The organism is Jatrophihabitans sp. (assembly GCF_036389215.1).
In the GTDB taxonomy this organism is placed as follows: domain Bacteria; phylum Actinomycetota; class Actinomycetes; order Mycobacteriales; family Jatrophihabitantaceae; genus Jatrophihabitans_A.
On record NZ_DASVQG010000255.1, the window covers coordinates 1 to 16375 of the forward strand.

General features: G+C 70.1%; 15 protein-coding genes. 2 read left to right on the top strand and 13 right to left on the bottom strand.

All coding sequences use genetic code 11. From position 1 onward, the window contains the following. Nucleotides 1-52: 52 nt before the first annotated feature. From rpmE to VF542_RS14340, 5 genes are all read right to left on the bottom strand, one after another. Nucleotides 53-274 carry a 50S ribosomal protein L31 gene (rpmE, locus tag VF542_RS14320; protein WP_408652379.1) on the bottom strand — a complete coding sequence of 74 codons (222 nt, stop codon included), beginning with the start codon at nucleotides 272-274 and terminating at the stop codon, nucleotides 53-55. 288 nt (nucleotides 275-562) lie between these two features. Continuing rightward, nucleotides 563-1465, bottom strand: a complete 903-nt coding sequence (locus VF542_RS14325) for a carbohydrate ABC transporter permease (protein ID WP_408652380.1) — start codon at nucleotides 1463-1465, stop codon at nucleotides 563-565. Nucleotide 1466: 1 nt separating this feature from the next. Beyond that, a complete protein-coding gene (locus tag VF542_RS14330; protein ID WP_408652381.1) occupies nucleotides 1467-2486 on the bottom strand; it encodes a carbohydrate ABC transporter permease in 1020 nt (339 codons plus the stop codon). Nucleotides 2487-2621: 135 nt separating this feature from the next. Further along, nucleotides 2622-3905 carry an ABC transporter substrate-binding protein gene (locus tag VF542_RS14335; RefSeq protein WP_408652382.1) on the bottom strand — a complete coding sequence of 428 codons (1284 nt, stop codon included), beginning with the start codon at nucleotides 3903-3905 and terminating at the stop codon, nucleotides 2622-2624. A 148-nt stretch (nucleotides 3906-4053) separates the two neighbouring features. After that, a complete protein-coding gene (locus VF542_RS14340) occupies nucleotides 4054-4527 on the bottom strand; it encodes a PH domain-containing protein (RefSeq protein ID WP_408652383.1) in 474 nt (157 codons plus the stop codon). A gap of 138 nt (nucleotides 4528-4665) precedes the next feature. Here VF542_RS14340 and VF542_RS14345 point away from each other — a divergent pair, with 138 nt between their 5' ends. Both VF542_RS14345 and VF542_RS14350 read left to right on the top strand, forming a co-directional pair. Beyond that, entirely contained in the window at nucleotides 4666-6468 is a 1803-nt protein-coding gene (locus VF542_RS14345) for a glycoside hydrolase family 13 protein (protein WP_408652384.1), read from the top strand. A gap of 2 nt (nucleotides 6469-6470) precedes the next feature. After that, on the top strand, nucleotides 6471-7670 hold the full coding sequence (locus tag VF542_RS14350) for an ABC transporter ATP-binding protein (RefSeq protein ID WP_408652385.1): 1200 nt from the start codon (nucleotides 6471-6473) through the stop codon (nucleotides 7668-7670). On the opposite strand, the gene VF542_RS14355 is transcribed toward VF542_RS14350, so the two are convergent. The 8 genes from VF542_RS14355 to lysA form a co-directional block, all read right to left on the bottom strand. Further along, nucleotides 7667-8032, bottom strand: coding sequence for a hypothetical protein (locus tag VF542_RS14355; protein WP_408652386.1), 366 nt, complete (start codon nucleotides 8030-8032; stop codon nucleotides 7667-7669). The two genes, VF542_RS14350 and VF542_RS14355, sit on opposite strands and share 4 nt — an antisense overlap. Further along, entirely contained in the window at nucleotides 8022-8297 is a 276-nt protein-coding gene (locus tag VF542_RS14360) for a hypothetical protein (protein WP_408652387.1), read from the bottom strand. Before VF542_RS14360 ends, VF542_RS14355 begins: the two co-directional genes overlap by 11 nt. Further along, nucleotides 8294-8926 (bottom strand): hypothetical protein, encoded by a 633-nt coding sequence (locus VF542_RS14365; RefSeq protein ID WP_408652388.1) that lies wholly within the window; start codon nucleotides 8924-8926, stop codon nucleotides 8294-8296. Before VF542_RS14365 ends, VF542_RS14360 begins: the two co-directional genes overlap by 4 nt. A gap of 7 nt (nucleotides 8927-8933) precedes the next feature. After that, nucleotides 8934-11111, bottom strand: coding sequence for a transcription termination factor Rho (gene rho / locus VF542_RS14370; protein ID WP_408652389.1), 2178 nt, complete (start codon nucleotides 11109-11111; stop codon nucleotides 8934-8936). 367 nt (nucleotides 11112-11478) lie between these two features. Next, nucleotides 11479-12399 (bottom strand): homoserine kinase, encoded by a 921-nt coding sequence (thrB, locus tag VF542_RS14375; protein WP_408652390.1) that lies wholly within the window; start codon nucleotides 12397-12399, stop codon nucleotides 11479-11481. Continuing rightward, on the bottom strand, nucleotides 12399-13487 hold the full coding sequence (thrC, locus tag VF542_RS14380) for a threonine synthase (protein WP_408652391.1): 1089 nt from the start codon (nucleotides 13485-13487) through the stop codon (nucleotides 12399-12401). Before thrC ends, thrB begins: the two co-directional genes overlap by 1 nt. Before the next feature lie 75 nt (nucleotides 13488-13562). Beyond that, complete coding sequence (locus VF542_RS14385) at nucleotides 13563-14867, bottom strand: homoserine dehydrogenase (protein WP_408652392.1); 1305 nt, start codon at nucleotides 14865-14867, stop codon at nucleotides 13563-13565. Then, complete coding sequence (lysA, locus tag VF542_RS14390) at nucleotides 14864-16354, bottom strand: diaminopimelate decarboxylase (RefSeq protein ID WP_408652393.1); 1491 nt, start codon at nucleotides 16352-16354, stop codon at nucleotides 14864-14866. The genes VF542_RS14385 and lysA overlap by 4 nt, the downstream gene beginning before the upstream one ends. Nucleotides 16355-16375 lie beyond the last annotated feature (21 nt).

The following is a 16375-nucleotide window of genomic DNA, read 5'->3' on the forward strand; positions in this document are numbered from 1 at the left end:
AAACGGCGCCCTGGTGTGCCGGTGAGGCACGCCCAGGGCGCCGTCGAGGTAGCTAGGCGGTGGTGCGCTCGCGCTTTCCGTAGCGCTTCTCGAACTTGTCCACCCGGCCGCCGACATCCATGATCTTCTGCTTGCCCGTGTAGAACGGGTGGCAGGCAGAGCACACCTCGGCGTGCAGCGTGCCGGTCTTGGCGGTGCTGCGGGTGGTGAACGTGTTACCGCACGAGCAGGTCACTTCGGTGACCACGTACGCGGGGTGAATGGCGTCCTTCACGATGGTTCCCTTCCATGGCACCGCATTCGGTGCCGGTCAATGGCCGCCGGGTCGCCCTGGGAAGTACTCCCGCTCGCTGCTACGTGAGAGTTGCGGGACAGGACGTGAACCGGAGCCGGGTCGTCAACCAGACAGTGTGCCAGTCGTGGCCACGCTCCTCCAAACGCGGGCGGCCAGGCCGGCATTCCCCGCCCGGGCGGCGGCGGGGTGCGGCGGCTGCGGCCAGAAAGAACTCGTCCCCGCCACCGGATGCGACCGGTGGCGGGGACGAGTGTCCGAGGTGCGGGCTCAGCCCTTGACGCCACCGGCGGTCAGGCCACTGACGATGCGCCGCTGGAACAGCAGCACGACGATCACCAGCGGAACGGTCACCACGATGCCGGCCGCCATGGTCTGGGTGTAGGGCACCACGTGCGGCCCGGCGGTGAACTTGGCCAGCGCGACCGTGGACGGCTCGACCTTGTAGTTGCCGTTGGACAGCACGCTGGAGAGCAGGAACTCGTTCCACGAGGCCAGGAACACCAGGATGGCGGTGGTGAACAGCGCGGGCGCGGCCAGCGGGAAGATCACCAGCCGGAACGCCTGACCAGGAGTGGCCCCGTCGACCCGGGCTGCCTGCTCCAGCTCCCACGGCATGTCGGAGAAGAAGCTGGTCAGGGTGTACACCGCCAGCGGCAGCGAGAACGAGATCTGCGGCAGGATCAGTGCCGGATAGGTGCCCAGCCAGCCCCAGCCGGCGAACAGCTGGAACAGCGGGGTCAGGATCGCCACGCCGGGGAACATCGACGCGCCGAGGATGGCGGCCAGGATCAGCCCCTTGCCCCGGAAGGACAGCCTGGCCATCGCGTAGCCGGCGAACACCCCGATGGTCATCGCCAGAGCGGTCACCACGGCGCCGATCAACAGGCTGTTGAACAGTGACCGGCCGAACTTGTTGTCGGTGGTGTTGAAGGCGTACCTGAAGTTCTCCAACGTGAGGTGGTTGAACCACGGCGTGGTGTCGAAGGTGAAGGCGGTATCGCGGAAGGCCAGCACCGCCATCCAGTAGAACGGCGCCAGGCACCAGAAGATGATCAGCGCGATGACCGCGAGGGTACCGATGTCACCAGGGCTGAACCGCCGTTTCGGGGCGGTGGTGGGTGCCTCGGTGCCAGCCTCGACCGCGGTGGAACCGTGTGCGACGGCCGTCATCTCACTTACCGCCCTTTCCCGGGGTGCCGACGATATTGGCGTTGAACAATCGGACCATGCCGAGCGCGATCGCGAAGATGAACACGAAGGTGATCGTGGACAGCGCCGAGGCGGAGTAGATGCCGCTGTTGAGCTGCTTGACCACCAGGATCGAGATCGTGGTGGTGCCGTTGGCGCCACCGGTGAGGATGGCCGGCAGGTCATACATCCGCAGCACGTCCAGGGTGCGGAAGATGACCGCCACGGCCAGCGCCGGCTTGACCAGTGGCAGCGTGATCTTGACGAAGCGCTGCCAGGCGTTGGCGCCGTCCACCTTGGCCGATTCGTAGATGTCGGCGCTGATGCCCTGCAGACCGGCCAGGATCAGCAGCGCGATGAACGGCGTGGTCTTCCAGACGTCGGCGATCACGATGGCCGATCGGGCCGGCCACTGCGAGCTGGTCCAGGCGAAGTGGGTGCCGAGCAGCTTGTTCAGGATGCCCTGCGGGTCGAAGATCACGATCCACAGCTTGGCGGTCACCGCGGTCGGGATGGCCCACGGGATGAGGATGGCGGCACGCACCAGCGCCCGACCCTTGAACGCACGGTTCATCATCAGCGCGAAGACCATGCCGATGATGGTCTCCAGCAGCACGGTGACGACGGTGAACCCGACGGTGACGCTGATCGAGCTCCAGAACTGCGAGCCCAGGGTTCCGGTCGGGCAGGAGATGGTCTTGCCTGCGCCGGACGGGCACTGCTGCAGCAGCCAGTGCTTGTAGTTGGTGAGTCCGGTCCAGGCGCCGGGTTCCTGGAACTGCCCGGTAGACGGGTCGATCTTGCGGCTGTCGGACAGGAACGAGTTGAAGATCGCTTTGATGATGGGATAGCCGACGATCAATCCCAGCAGCGCGATCGTGGGCGCGACCAGCATGAAGGCAAGACGCCCCTCGCCGGTCTTGATCTTGTTACGTTTGGGGCCCGGCTTCTCAGGCAGTGACGCCTTGGCGGTACTTCCCGCTGCGGGTTCGGCGAGGGTCATGAAGCCTCCTCAGGCTATGACATCCCTGTGCTAAGGGGATCCAGCTTCCCAGTGCTAGGGAATCTGTTCCGTGAACCGGCGGAGTCCGACATCGCCGATAAACCGACTCCGCCGGTTCACGAAGGGTAGAGCAGGTCAGCCCGCGGTAGCGGACTGGATAGCCGCCTGAAGACTCTTCAGGGCGCTTTCCACCGAGGTCGTGCCCTGCAGAGCGGCATAGGCGTTGGTCTCGATGGCTTCGGTCACTGCGGGGTAGAACGGGGTCACCGGACGCGGGATCGCGTTTTCGATGCCCTTCTTCAACACGGGCAGGTACGGGAACTTCTTGATCAGGGCCTGGTCGTCGTACAGCGAGGCGATGACCGGCGCCTGCGAACCCTGGGTCAGGTTGTAGGACTGGATCTCCGGGGACTGGATGAACTTCAGGAACTCCAGGCCGGTGCCCTGGTTCTTGGAGTACGCGCTGAGGGCGACGCTGTGACCGCCGAGGCTCGAGGCACCCGGGCCGTTGGGACCGGGCAGCGGCGCGATGTCGAACTTGCCGGCCACCTTGGAACCGGTGCCGGCGAGGATGGCGTCGGCGTAGGGCCAGTTACGCATGAACAGCAGCTGACCGGCCTGGAAGGCGTTCAGGCTCTGGGTCTCCTGGAAGCCGAGCGCCTCCTTGGGGATGTAGCCCTGCTTGAAGCCGTTGACCAGGAACTCCAGGCCCTTAGCGGCCTCGGCAGTCTCCAGGTTCGGCGTCTTGCCATCCTCCTTGACGATCTGGCCACCGGCGGAGTTGATCGCCTCGGAGGCGTTCACCGTCAGCCCCTCGTACTTGGCGAACTGGCCGGCGTAGCAGGCCGGCTTCGGGCCGGTGATGGTCGGCGACGTCTTGCCCTGGCAGGCGGCGATCATCTCGTCCCAGGTGGTGGGCGCCTTGGGGACCAGGTCCTTGCGGTAGTACAGCAGGCCGGCGTCAGAGGCGTAGGGCGCCGCGTACAGGGTGCCGTTGTAGGTGGCGGCCTTGACGGTCGGGCCGAGCAGCGAGCTGGTGTCCATCGCGTTCTTGCCGGTGAGCGGGGTCAGCCAGCCCTTGGCCGCGAACTCCGCGGTCCAGACGACGTCGACGGTCACCACGTCGTAGCCGGGGTCCTTGGCCTGGAAGTGTTGTTGCAGGTCGGACAGCTGCTGGTCGGCCTGGTCGGACTGCTGCTTTACCGTGACCTTCTCATCAGGGTGCTTGGCGTTCCATGCCTCGGCAAGGTGCGGCATCAGGCCGCTGTTGTCCTTGCCGGTGACGAACGTGATCGGGCCCTTTCCGGCATTACCCGACGTGGTACCCGATCCCTTGTTGTCATTGCCCCCGCCGCAGCCAGCCAGTACTACGGCCGCACTGAGCAGGGAGACCGCACCTAGGGCGACCTTTGGACTCATTAAGACTGTCCTTCCGACGATGATACTTAAGCGCTTACAGGCTGTTTGAGAATGGCATCGAAGGCACTCCGTGCGGAGTGCCGACCAGGCAAAGATACGTAACTGTTACCTCCTCGACTTCAGTCTCATCACATTCGTCCTGATCACGTCAGACCTGTCGTGGCCGACGGGTTTCGATCTGGCGTGCGATGCCGTTCAGCCGTGCCAGCGCCCGTGGCTTGGACGTGGGCGCAGACGGCTGGAGCAGCGACGGCGGCACGTCGACATAGCTGCCGTCGTGCCGTACCAGACGCACCGTATCGGACCCGCGAACAGCGGACACCACCTCCACCCGGGAGAGCTGCGACCAGGGCAGCCAGACCGGCCGTGCGAGGTAGCGGACGATGACGCCGTCGGCATCGACTCCGAGGTACATCCGCAGCGTGAGGACGGCCGCCGCCAGCACCGCCGCACCCAGCACCAGGGTCATCGCCCGCACCGTCTGCGACGGGTGGGCGTAGATGTTCAGGGCAGCGACCGCGCACACCACCAGCATCAGCAGGGCCGGCTGGTACGGAGGCACGCGCCAGGACAGCGGCTGGTCGGTATCGAGCGCCGGTCCCCCCACCTCGCGATTGACCACCGCCTGAGTCTAGGACCGCGCAACCGATCAGCGGCAGAGCGGCCGCGCGGTTTCGCCGGAGGTATGTTCGACTCCCGGCCCGATTCGATCCCGAGTGCGTGGTTCGGGTCGAGTTCGGACGAGCGTCGGGAGGCCGCCATGGCCAGCAGCCGGGCCACCTGGTGGCAGTCTGCCGTCGTCTACCAGATCTATCCGCGCAGCTTCTGCGATGCCAGCGGTGACGGCATCGGTGATCTGGCCGGCATCGTCGCGCGCCTGGACCACCTGCGCCAGCTCGGCGTGGACGTGCTCTGGCTGTCGCCGATGTTCCCCTCGCCGCAGGACGACGCCGGCTATGACATCAGCGACTACACCGACGTCGACCCGGTGTTCGGCTCGCTGGCCGACTTCGACCAGCTGCTCGACGAGGTGCACCGGCGGGGCATGAAACTTGTGCTGGACCTGGTGGTCAACCACACCTCCGACGAGCATCCGTGGTTCCAGCAGTCCCGTCGCGGTCCGGGCGATCCCAAGCGGGACTGGTACTGGTGGCGGGGCCCGCGCCCGGGCATGGCCGCCGGCGCGCCGGGTGCCGAACCGACCAACTGGGGCTCGGCGTTCTCCGGCTCGGCGTGGCAGTTCGACGAGGCCAGCGGCGAGTACTACCTGCACCTGTTCTCCCGCAAGCAGCCCGACCTGAACTGGGAGAATCCCGAGGTGCGCGCCGCCGTGTACGCCATGATGCGCTGGTGGCTCGACCGCGGCGTGGACGGCTTCCGGATGGATGTCATCAACATGATCTCCAAGGACCCGCGGCTGCCGGACGGACCGATCCGAGCCGGCGGCCACGGCGACGGTTCGCCGTTCTACATCTGCGGGCCGCGCATTCACGAATTCCTGCAGGAGATGAACCGGGAGGTGTTCGCCGGCCGGCAGGCACAGCTGCTCACCGTCGGCGAGATGCCCGGCGTGACCGTGGAGCAGGCCCGGCTGTTCACCGACCCGGACCGGCACGAGGTGGACATGGTGTTCCAGTTCGAGCACGTGCAACTGGACCAGGGCATCGACAAGTTCCATCCCACCGGCTTCAGGCTGGTGGATCTCAAGGCCAGCTTCGGCCGCTGGCAGGCGGGGCTGGCCGACGTCGGCTGGAACAGCCTGTACTGGAACAACCACGACCAGCCGCGGGTGGTCTCGCGCTTCGGCGATGACAGCGAGCAGTACCGGGTGCTGTCGGCCAAGATGCTGGCCACCGTGCTGCACCTGCATCGCGGAACGCCCTACGTCTACCAGGGCGAGGAGCTCGGCATGACGAACGCCGTGTTCAGCGGGATCTCGGACTTCCGGGACATCGAGTCGCTGAACTACTACGCCGCGGCGGTGGCCGGCGACGGCTCGCGCCAGCCGGTGGTCGGCGATCCGCTGGAGGACCAGGCTCCCACCCCGGCACCGGCCAGCAGCGGGCCCGGCAGCACGCCGGAGGACAGCGAGGTGCTGGCAGCGCTACGCCGGATGAGCCGGGACAACGCCCGGACCCCGATGCAGTGGACGGCGGGCGACCACGCCGGCTTCAGCTCGGCCGAGCCGTGGATCGGCGTCAATCCCAATTACCGCCGGATCAACGCCGAGGCTGAACTCGCCGATCCGGATTCGGTCTATCACCATTACCGAAAGCTGATCGCGTTGCGCCACGGCCACTCGATCGTGGCCCGTGGCGATTTCAGCATGCTGCTGCCCCAGGACGAGCAGGTCTATGCCTTCACCCGGCGGCTGGGCTCCGAGGTCTGGCTGGTACTGGGCAACTTCACCGGCGCGGACGCTGCGGTCGGGCTGCCGGATGCCTCCGACTGGGCGCCGGCGGAGCTGCTGCTGGGCAACTACCCCGCGGTTGCCGACTCGACCTCGCTGCTGCTGCGGCCGTGGGAGTGCCGGGTGTACCGGCGAGCCGCCCACCAGGACTGAGGGTGAGCGTCACCGGCCTGGACCAGGCCACCGTGGTGCTGCCGGGCGCCGACGGTGAACGGGTGGTGCTCGACCGGCTGAGCCTGCTCGCCGAGGACGGCGAGCTTCTGGTGGTGCTCGGCCCGTCCGGCAGCGGCAAGACGATGCTGCTGCGTGCGATCGCGGGCCTGGCGCAGGTGCGCAGCGGCCGGGTGCTGATCCGGGACCGGCCGGTCACCGGCTTGCCGCCGCACGCCCGGGACCTGGCGATGGTGTTCGAGCAGTCCAGCCTGGTGCCGACCCTCGACGTCGCGGAGAACCTGGCGTTCGGGTTGCGGGTGCGCCACCGACCGGCCGACGAGATCGCCGAGCAGGTTGCCATCCAGGCTCGCCGGCTCGGCCTGCGCAGGTTGCTGTCCCGGCTGCCGAGCCAGCTGTCGCCGGGCCAGCGCGGCCAGGTCGGCATCGGCCGGGCCATCGCCCGGGTTCCGGCTGCCTTCCTGCTGGACGAGCCGCTGGCCCACCTGGATGCCGGCCAGCGCTGGCAGATGCGCAGGCACCTCGCCGAGGTGGTCAAGGGCAGCGGGGTGACCACCTTCTACGTCACCCACGACCAGTCCGACGCGCTGGCGATCGCCGACCGGGTGGCGGTGCTGCGCGACGGCGTCCTGGTGCAGCTCGGGTCACCGGCGCAGTTGTACGACCAGCCGGTGGACCTGTTCGTCGCCGGGCTGCTGGGCTCGGTGCCGATCGGCCTGCTGCCGGCCCGGCTGGTGACCGGCAGCGGCGGCTCGGGCTTCCGGGTCGGCGCCCGGGTGCTGCCGTTGTGGAGCCCGGTGCCCGACGCGCTGCGCGAGCTGGTCGGGCGCGAGGTGGTGCTGGGCCTGCGGGTCGAGGACGTCCGGGCCTACCCCCGCACCGACGGTGTGGACATGGACCCGGCGCTGCCGCCGCTGCCTGCGACGGTGGTGCGCGCCGAGCACACCGGCCCCGACGTCCTGGCCAGTCTCAGCATCGCCGCGCCACCGGTCCGGGCGCCGGATGCCGACCCTGCCGATCTGCTGCTCGGCAGCGCCCAGCTGCGGGCGCGGTTCGCCCGCTCGGCGCCGGTGACGCCGGGCAGCACCGTGCAGGTGTGTCTCGACGTTGCCCGGGCCCACGTCTTCGATCCGGTCACCGGCCGGGCGCTGGCCCACCCGCCACTCGTCGGGCAGAGCAGCTAGGGGTCGAGCTGGACCTGCGGATCAGCGGCCAGTTGCTGGAGCTGGGCCAGCGGGACCGGTACCGCCCGCGGGATCTGGGCGGCCACCGCCACGCTGCATCCGGGCGCGCCGGCCACCACGAAGTCAGCCTGGGCGGGACCCGCCGCCGGCAGGGACGCGGCCCGGGTGGTGACCGGACCGGCGCCTGGCACGCACTGGGCGCTGGCCGAGACCTCGATGCCGGACGGGGTGCGCAGCACGATGCTGGTCTGCACGGTCCGGCCGCCGCGAGATTCGACCACCGACACCAAGCTCAGCACGGTGGCGTTGGGAAACAGCTGCCGGGCCACCCCGGTCAGCGGCTGGGCGAGGTCAGGTACCACCCGGCAGCGGGACAGGATCGGGCAACCGGCCGCGTCGGACCCGGCGGAGTAGTACGGCTGCACCCGGTTGGTCACCACGATGACCCGGGACCGGTGCTGCCACCAGCCAGGCCGGCACCAGCCGCGGCAGGCCGACCGGGGCGGCCGGCAACGCGGGTGAGAGCAGTGCCGGCGGGTCGGGGTCGGCCAGCGGGCCCTCGTAGGACCGGATCACCACCGACTCGGTCCAGTCCGGTGGACGCCGGCTGATCCGCTGCCGGTTCATGGCAACAGCTGCACGGCGGGGTCACGCGCCAACCGCAGGGCGGAATCCTGGAACCGGGGGGCTGACCCGCGGGTGCGCAGCAGCAGCGCCACCCCGCAACCGGGCCGGCCGGGCACCAGCACGCTGAGCTGGCGGAACTCGATGACGCTGTTGCCTGCCAGGTCGATGTGGGCGGTGCTGGCGCGATCCAGCCGGGGTGTGGGCCGCGGTGCGCCGGGCACGCACTGCGCCGTCAGGCTCACCGTCGAGGACGACCCCTCCTCGATCAGGCCGATCAGGGACGTTCGGTAGCTGCGGTTCGTGCGCAGGTCCAGGGTGGCCTGGACGTTGAGCACCTGGCCGGCCGGAAATGCCCTGATGAACGCGGCGTCCAACCCGGTCGCCCGTTGCTGCACCCGGCACTCGGCCTGGACCGGGCAGCCGGTGGCATCGACGGTCACCGCGGCCGGCGGGGCCGGCGTGGTCACCGTGACGATGCGGCGCTCGGGGTGGGTGCGAGCGGCGTTGACAGCGATCACCGAGGCGATCACGGCGAGCGCCGCCGCGAGTACCGCAAGCCTGCGCTGGGCCGCGCTGGCGAACACCCAGCCCGGCGAGCGTGCCGGGCCGGCAGCGGCGCCGGCTGCCATCGCAGGCTCAGCGGTCGTCGGCGCCGGGAGTCGTCTTGGCGATCTGCATCAGGAACTCGATGTTCGTCCGGGTCTTGCGCAACCGGTCCAGCAGCAGGTCGATGCCCTGCTGCGGGTCCAGGGCGTGCAGCACCCGGCGCAGCTTGATCACCACGGCCAGCTCGTCCGGCGACAGCAGGATCTCTTCTTTTCTGGTCGACGACTGATCCACATCGACAGCCGGGAAGACCCGCTTGTCGGCGATCTTGCGGTCCAGCCGCAGCTCGGCGTTGCCGGTTCCCTTGAACTCCTCGAAGATCACCGTGTCACCGGCGGAGCCGGTCTCCACCAGTGCCGAGGCGATGATGGTCAGCGAGCCGCCGTCCTCGATGTTGCGGGCGGCGCCCAGGAACCGCTTCGGCGGGTACAGCGCGGTCGAGTCGACACCACCGGACAGGATTCGCCCGGAGGCCGGAGCGGCCAGGTTGTACGCGCGGCCCAACCGGGTGATCGAGTCGAGCAGCACCACCACGTCGTGGCCCATCTCCACCAGCCGCTTGGCGCGCTCGATGGAAAGCTCGGCGACCATGGTGTGATCCTGCGGGCGGCGGTCGAAGGTCGAGGCGATGACCTCGCCCTTCACCGAGCGCTGCATGTCGGTGACCTCTTCAGGCCGCTCGTCGATCAGCACCACCATCAGGTGACACTCGGGGTTGTTGGTCGCGATGGCGTTGGCGATCGCCTGCATGATCATGGTCTTGCCCGCCTTGGGCGGGGAGACGATGAGGGCGCGCTGCCCCTTGCCGATCGGCATGACCAGGTCGATCACCCGGGTGGTGAGGATGTGCGGCTCGGTCTCCAGCCGCAACCGTTCCTGCGGGTACAGCGGGGTGAGCTTGGTGAACTCGACCCGGTTGCGGACCCGTTCAGGGTCGACGCCGTTGACGGTGTCCAGCCGGACGAGCGGGTTGAACTTCTCCTTGCGCTCGCCCTCCCGGGCCTGGCGCACCGCTCCGGTCACCGCGTCGCCGCGCCGCAGGTTGTACCGGCGGACATGGGTGTTGGAGACGTAGACGTCATCGGAGCTGGCGAAGTACCCGCTGACCCGGATGAACCACGAGCCCTTGTCATCGACGTTGTCGATGATGCCGGCCACCGGTACCAGGACGTCGTCCTCGGAGATCGTCGGCTCGATGTCGCTGCGGGCGCCACCGCTGTTGGAGGACTCGACACGGTCGCGGGTCCGTCCCCTGCGGTCGCGGTAACGCCGCGGCCGGCGACCCGCGCCGAACTCGTCGTCGTCGTCGTTGTTGCTCGGGCCGCTCTGGTTGCGATCACGCTGGCCGGCGTCCCGGGTCTGACGGTTGCCGTCACGGACGTTGGCGTCTCTGCCATTGAAGTCGCGGTTGCCGTCACGGCCGTTGGCGTCACGGTTGCCGTCCCGACCGGCGGATTCCCGGGTGCCGACCTGGCCACCGTCGCGGGCCTGGCCGTCGCGGGCCTGGCCGTCGCGGGCGTAGCCGTCCCGGCCGTTGGACTCCCGGGTGGTGACCTGGCCGTCCCGGCCGTTGGACTCCCGGGTGGTGACCTGGCCGTCACGGGCCTGGCCGTCGCGGGCCTGAGCGTCGCGGGCCTGGCCGTCGCGGTTGCGGCCGGTGTCGCGGGAACGGCCACGCTCAGCCTGGCGGATGCTGCCGTTGTCGGAGCTGCCGCCGTTGTCCGGCCCGCTCGCACTGCCGTCGGAGCCGCTGCCGTCAACGGCCAGCGGCACGGTCACGACGGGCGCGCTCGGCTGGCTCTCGACGCCTTGATCGGTCGTAGCCGGCTGGGTGTTGGTGGCCGCCCGGGTGGCCGAGCGACGGGTCCGGGTGGCGGGCGCGGCCTGGGCAGGCGCGGCCTGGGCCGCCGCCGCGGCCGGGGTCTTTGCCGCCGGAGCGTCAGCCGCGGCGCTCTGGCGGGCCGCCGGCGCGCTGCTGGAACTGCTCTGCGGCCGCTTGGCGTTCTCGATGGCGGCGATCAGGTCGCTCTTGCGCATCTTGCCGGTGGCTATGCCCATCGAGCCGGCCAGCGCCTGCAGCTCAGGGAGCAACATCGAGGTCAGCGAACCGGAACGGCGCTTGGCGCGCTCCTGAGCGGCGTTGTTGGCACCGCCGTCGGTTGACTCGGTGCTGGGCAGGACTAGGAGTTGGTCCTGGGTATCGGTCACGGTGGTTTCGGATCCTTCCGAGTGGTTGTACGTCTCTTTTCGGTCAGACGCACACCGGTGTTAGGTCGGCGGGTATCGCCGGGCTGATCGATGTACCGATCAGAAACTCGCAGCCGAGGTCGGAACGGACTTGTTCCAGGGCACCCAGCTCGAACTATCAGTGGATTCTGACTGAGATTTCGATTCTGGAACGTCCGCGCAGGCTCTTCGGGCTGCTTCGTCGCGTAGCTGGCACAACCGTGGTCACGCGAGGAATGGACTAAGAGTAGACGCAAGCTGCTCAGTGCGCCAACACAGGGCAGGGCGTGTCTTATTCCGGTCTGCCGGGCCGGGTCGCGGAGGCCCTCAGGAGTGCCCCGCCGGCACCTCAGGAGGTCGAGGTACGGGCGCCGGAGGAGGGTTCGAGAACGGCGCACTCCCAGCCCGGCGGCGCCAACTCGGTGATCGCCTCGGACTGCTCGCCGGTGGCGAACGCCAGCACCGAGGACCCGGCGCCGGAGACGGCGGCGGCGATGCCGCGGGTGCGCAGCGCGGTGATCAGCGCGGCGCCGGCCGGCATGCCTGCAGCCCGGTAGCCCTGGTGCAGCCGGTCTTCGGTGGCGGCCAGCAGCAGCTCCGGGCGGCCGGTCAGCGCCACCACCAGCAGGCCGGCCCGGCCGGCGTTGAAGGCCGCGTCGGCGTGCGGCACCTGCTCGGGCAGCACCGCCCGGGCCGCCCTGGTGGCCGACTGCTCCGCCGGAATGAACAGCACCGGACGGATCCCCAGCGCAGCCAGCTGCTCGGCGCTCGCGGCCCGCACCGCGTTGCCCCGGCCGTCGGCCAGCCAGGCGATGCTCAGCCCGCCGAGCAGGCACGCCGCGACGTTGTCCGGATGCCCTTCCAGCTCGGCGGCCAGCGCCAGCGCCTCGGCATCGTCCAGCCGGGTCCGGCCGCCGATGCTCAGGCTCCGGGCCAGCTCGATGCCGCTGACGATGGCGGCCGCCGAGGAACCCATGCCGCGGCCGTGGGGGATGTCGTTGTAGCAGTCCAGCTCCAGCCCGGGCGGCTGGACGCCGAGCCGGTCGAAGGCGGCCCGCATCGCTCGGACCACCAGATGCGCCTCGTCCAGCGCCAGCTCGCCGGCGCCGGCGCCGCTGACCCGGACGTCCAGCCCTGCGCTGCGCACCCGGGCCCGTACTTCGTCATACCAGCTCAGCGCCAGCCCGAAGCTGTCGTAGCCGGGCCCGAGGTTGGCGCTGGTTGCCGGCGCCCGCACGGTGACGGTGGCTGCGGTGAACGGCGCGGGCATCAGGCCAGTCCGAGCTCGATCGCCGCGGCGTGGCCGTCCACCGGGATGGTGATCGGAGCCGGCGCCCCGGAGATCGCCCACTCCGGGTCCTTCAGGCCATTGCCGGTGACGGTGCAGACAACCACGGCGCCGGTCGGCAGCCGGCCCGCCCGGGCCGACTTGATCAGACCGGCGACGCTGGCCGCCGAGGCAGGCTCGACGAACACCGCTTCCTTGCGGGCCAGCAACCGGTAGGCCTCCAGGATCTCCTTGTCGGTCACCGAGTCGATCAGGCCGGCCGACTCGTCCCGGGCCGCCTCGGCCTGCAGCCACGATGCCGGGTTGCCGATCCGGATCGCGGTGGCGATCGTGATCGGCTTGGCGACCGGTTGACCGAGCACTATCGGAGCTGCTCCGGCAGCCTGAAACCCATACATTGCAGGGGTATTCTCGATCAGGCCATCGGCAAGGTACTCCCGGTAGCCCTTCCAGTAGGCGGTGATGTTGCCAGCGTTGCCCACCGGTATGCAGTGAAAGTCGGGTGCCCGGCCGAGCAGGTCGCAGATCTCGAAGGCGGCGGTCTTCTGGCCCTCGATCCGGTCCGGGTTCACCGAGTTGACCAGCGCGACCGGATAGTCGATCGCAAGCTTGCGCGCCAGTTCCAGGCAGTCGTCGAAGTTTCCGTCGACCTGCAGCAGGCGGGCGCCGTGCACCAGGGCCTGCGCCATCTTGCCGAGCGCGATCTTGCCCTGCGGAACCAGCACGGCGCACACCATGCCGGCCCGTACGGCGTAGGCCGCCGCCGACGCGGAGGTGTTGCCGGTCGAGGCGCAGATCACCGCCTTGGCACCGGACTCGGCCGCCTTGGAGATGGCCACCGTCATGCCCCGGTCCTTGAAGGAGCCGGTCGGGTTGGCGCCCTCGACCTTGAGATACACCTCGGCATCCACCAGGGCCGACACCGCGGCGGCCGGCACCAGCGGGGTGCCGCCCTCGTACAGGGTCACGACCGGGGTGCGCGCGGTCACCGGGAGCCGGTCCCGGTAGGCCTCGATGAGCCCGGGCCATGCCGTCGCCCGCGGGCCACTGGTGTACTGCCGTCCGGCCATCTCCGCCTACTCCTCCTGCCGCTGGAACCCGGGTAGCCGCGAGCCCGCTCCGGCCGCCGGTGGCCGGAGCCGATCTCAGTCCGAAGGAAGGCCTTCGACCCGCATCACGCTGCGCACCCGGCCAATGAAATCGTATGCGGCCAGCCGGCGCACGGTCGCCGCGAGCGCGGCGTCCGGCGCGACGTGGGTGACCAGCACCAGGGTGGCCGCGTCGCCGCGCCCCTCCTGCCGCACGGTCTGGATGCTCACCCCGTTGTCGGCGAACGCGCCCGCGACCGCGGCCAGCACGCCCGGACGGTCGGCGACGTCCAGGGCGACGTGGTAACGGGTCAGCACCTCGCCGATCGGCTGCACCGCGAGGTCGGCATAGGCGCTCTCACCCGCCCCGCGACTGCCGCTGAGCCGGTTGCGGGCCACCGCGACCAGGTCTCCCAACACCGCGCTGGCGGTCGGCTCGCCACCGGCCCCGCGGCCGTAGAACATCAGCGAACCGGCCGCCTGGGCCTCGACGTAGACGGCGTTGAAGGCATCGCCCACACCGGCCAGCGGGTGCGAGGTGGGGATCATCGCCGGATGGACCCGGACCGCGACCGACGGCCGGTCGACGGTCCCGCTGCGCTCGCAGATCGCCAGCAGCTTCACCGTGCAGTCCATCGCCGCGGCGCTGGCCACGTCGGCGGCGGTGACGTCGCTGATCCCTTCGCGGTGCACGTCCGCGGCGGTGATCCGGGTGTGGAAGGCCAGGCCGCCCAGGATCGCGGCCTTGGCGGCGGCGTCGAAGCCGTCGATGTCGGCACTGGGATCGGCCTCGGCGTACCCGAGCGCGGTCGCCTCGGCCAGCGCCTCGGAGAACCCGACGCCGCTGGCGGTCATCCGCGACAGGATGAAGTTGGTGGTGCCGTTGACGATGCCGATCACCCGGGTGATCCGGTCACCGGCGAGGGATTCCCGCAGCGGCCGCAGCAGCGGGATCGCTCCGGCGACCGCTGCCTCGTAGTACAGGTCGAGGCCGTTGGCACTGGCCTCGGCATGCAGGCTGGCACCGTCCTCGGCCAGCAGCGCCTTGTTGGCGCTGACCACGCTCTTGCCGGACTTGAGCGCGCTGAGCACCAGGCTCCGGGCCGGCTCGATACCACCGATCACCTCGATGACGATGTCGACGTCCTCCCGGGCCACCAGCGCGGCGGCGTCGGTGGTCAGCAGCGCCGGGTCGATGCCGCTGTGCCGGTTGGGGCGGCGGACCGCGATGCCGGCCAGTTCCAGCGGCGCTCCCACCCGGGCGGCAAGATCGCCCGACTGCTCGGCGAGCAGCCGGGCCACCGCGGAGCCGACCACGCCACAGCCCAGCAGGGCGAGGCGGATCGGCCTGGGCTGGCTCACCCGCTGACCCGGATGCCACTGGAGGGCTGCCCGGCCGGCCACGCCACCGGCGCGGAAGCCGGCTGGCCCGCGGGCGAGGACGCCCAGCCCCAGCCGACGTCGTTGGCCATCAGCTGTTCGAGGGTCTCCCGTCGCACGATCACCTCGGACCGGGAGCCGGCCACCGCCACCACCGGCGGACGGGGAATCCGGTTGTAATTGCTGGACATCGCGTAGCAGTAGGCGCCGGTCGCGGCCACTGCCAGCAGGTCGCCCGGCGCCAGGTCGGCGGGCAGCCAGCAGTCGCGCACCACCACGTCACCGCTCTCGCAGTGCTTGCCCACCACCCTGGACAGCTGGGGCGGCGCGCTGCTGATCCGGTTGGCCAGCACCACGGTGTAGTCGGCGTCATAGAGGGCGGTGCGGATGTTGTCGCTCATGCCGCCGTCGACCGAGACGTAGTTGCGCACCAGGCCGCCGTCGAGCTCGATCGCCTTGACGGTGCCGACCTCGTACAGGGTGAGCATCGACGGGCCGATGATGGCCCGGCCGGGCTCGACCGAGAGCCGCGGCACCGCCAGCCCGGCCAGGCCGCATTCCCGCTCGACGATCTCGCGCAGCCGGGCGGCGACCTCGGCCGCCGGCTGCGGGTCGTCGCCGTCGACGTAGGCGATCCCCTGGCCGCCGCCCAGATCGATCTCGGGCAACTCGAGGCCGTGCTGGTCCCGGATCCTGGCCAGCAGCCCCACCACCCGGTGCGCGGCCACCTCGAAACCACCGGTGTCGAAGATCTGCGAGCCGATGTGGGAGTGCAGGCCGACGAGCTCCAACTCCGAACGGCTCAGCACCCCCGCCACCGCGGCCTGCGCCTGGCCGGTGGCAAGTGAGAAGCCGAACTTCTGGTCCTCGTGGGCGGTGGCGATGAACGCGTGGGTGTGCGCCTCGACGCCGACGGTCACCCTGATCAGCACCTTGGGACGCACGCCCGCGCCGCCGGCCAGCTCGGCGAGCCGGTCGATCTCCAGGTAGCTGTCCAGCACGATCCGCCCGACGCCGGCCTCGACCGCCAGCCGCAGCTCCTCGACCGACTTGTTGTTGCCGTGCAACGCCAGCCGCTGCGGATCGACGCCGGCCCGCAACGCGATCGCCAGCTCCCCGGCGGTGCAGACGTCGATGCCCAGGCCCTCCCCGGCGAGCAGGCCGGCGACCGCCGTGCACAGAAAGGCCTTGCCGGCGTAGTAGACGTCGCCGCCCTCGAAGGCGGTGGCGTACGTCCGGGCCCGCTCGCGCAGGTCCTCGGTGTCCAGGACGAACACCGGGGTGCCGTGCTCGGCGGCCAGCCTGGTGGCGGGCAGGCCGGCGACCGCCAGCTCACCGGCCTGCCGGGAAACGTTGACAGGCCAGATCCGCGGGTTGAGCACCGCCGGATCGGGCGGCGTGATCACCGGCTCCACCGTGGGCAGCGGGTGCCCGTGGCTCGGTCCGGCGGGATGTGCTGAGTGGCTCACCGGGCTATGACCTTCACTGCG

Coding starts and splice junctions, on each gene's coding strand:
- thrC (WP_408652391.1), bottom strand. CDS start 13,487: ATGGCCGGACGGCAGTACACCAGTGGCCCGCGGGCGACGGCATGGCCC.
- VF542_RS14360 (WP_408652387.1), bottom strand. CDS start 8,297: ATGAACCGGCAGCGGATCAGCCGGCGTCCACCGGACTGGACCGAGTCG.
- VF542_RS14335 (WP_408652382.1), bottom strand. CDS start 3,905: ATGAGTCCAAAGGTCGCCCTAGGTGCGGTCTCCCTGCTCAGTGCGGCC.
- VF542_RS14365 (WP_408652388.1), bottom strand. CDS start 8,926: ATGGCAGCCGGCGCCGCTGCCGGCCCGGCACGCTCGCCGGGCTGGGTG.
- VF542_RS14325 (WP_408652380.1), bottom strand. CDS start 1,465: ATGACGGCCGTCGCACACGGTTCCACCGCGGTCGAGGCTGGCACCGAG.
- VF542_RS14330 (WP_408652381.1), bottom strand. CDS start 2,486: ATGACCCTCGCCGAACCCGCAGCGGGAAGTACCGCCAAGGCGTCACTG.
- thrB (WP_408652390.1), bottom strand. CDS start 12,399: ATGCCCGCGCCGTTCACCGCAGCCACCGTCACCGTGCGGGCGCCGGCA.
- VF542_RS14345 (WP_408652384.1), top strand. CDS start 4,666: ATGGCCAGCAGCCGGGCCACCTGGTGGCAGTCTGCCGTCGTCTACCAG.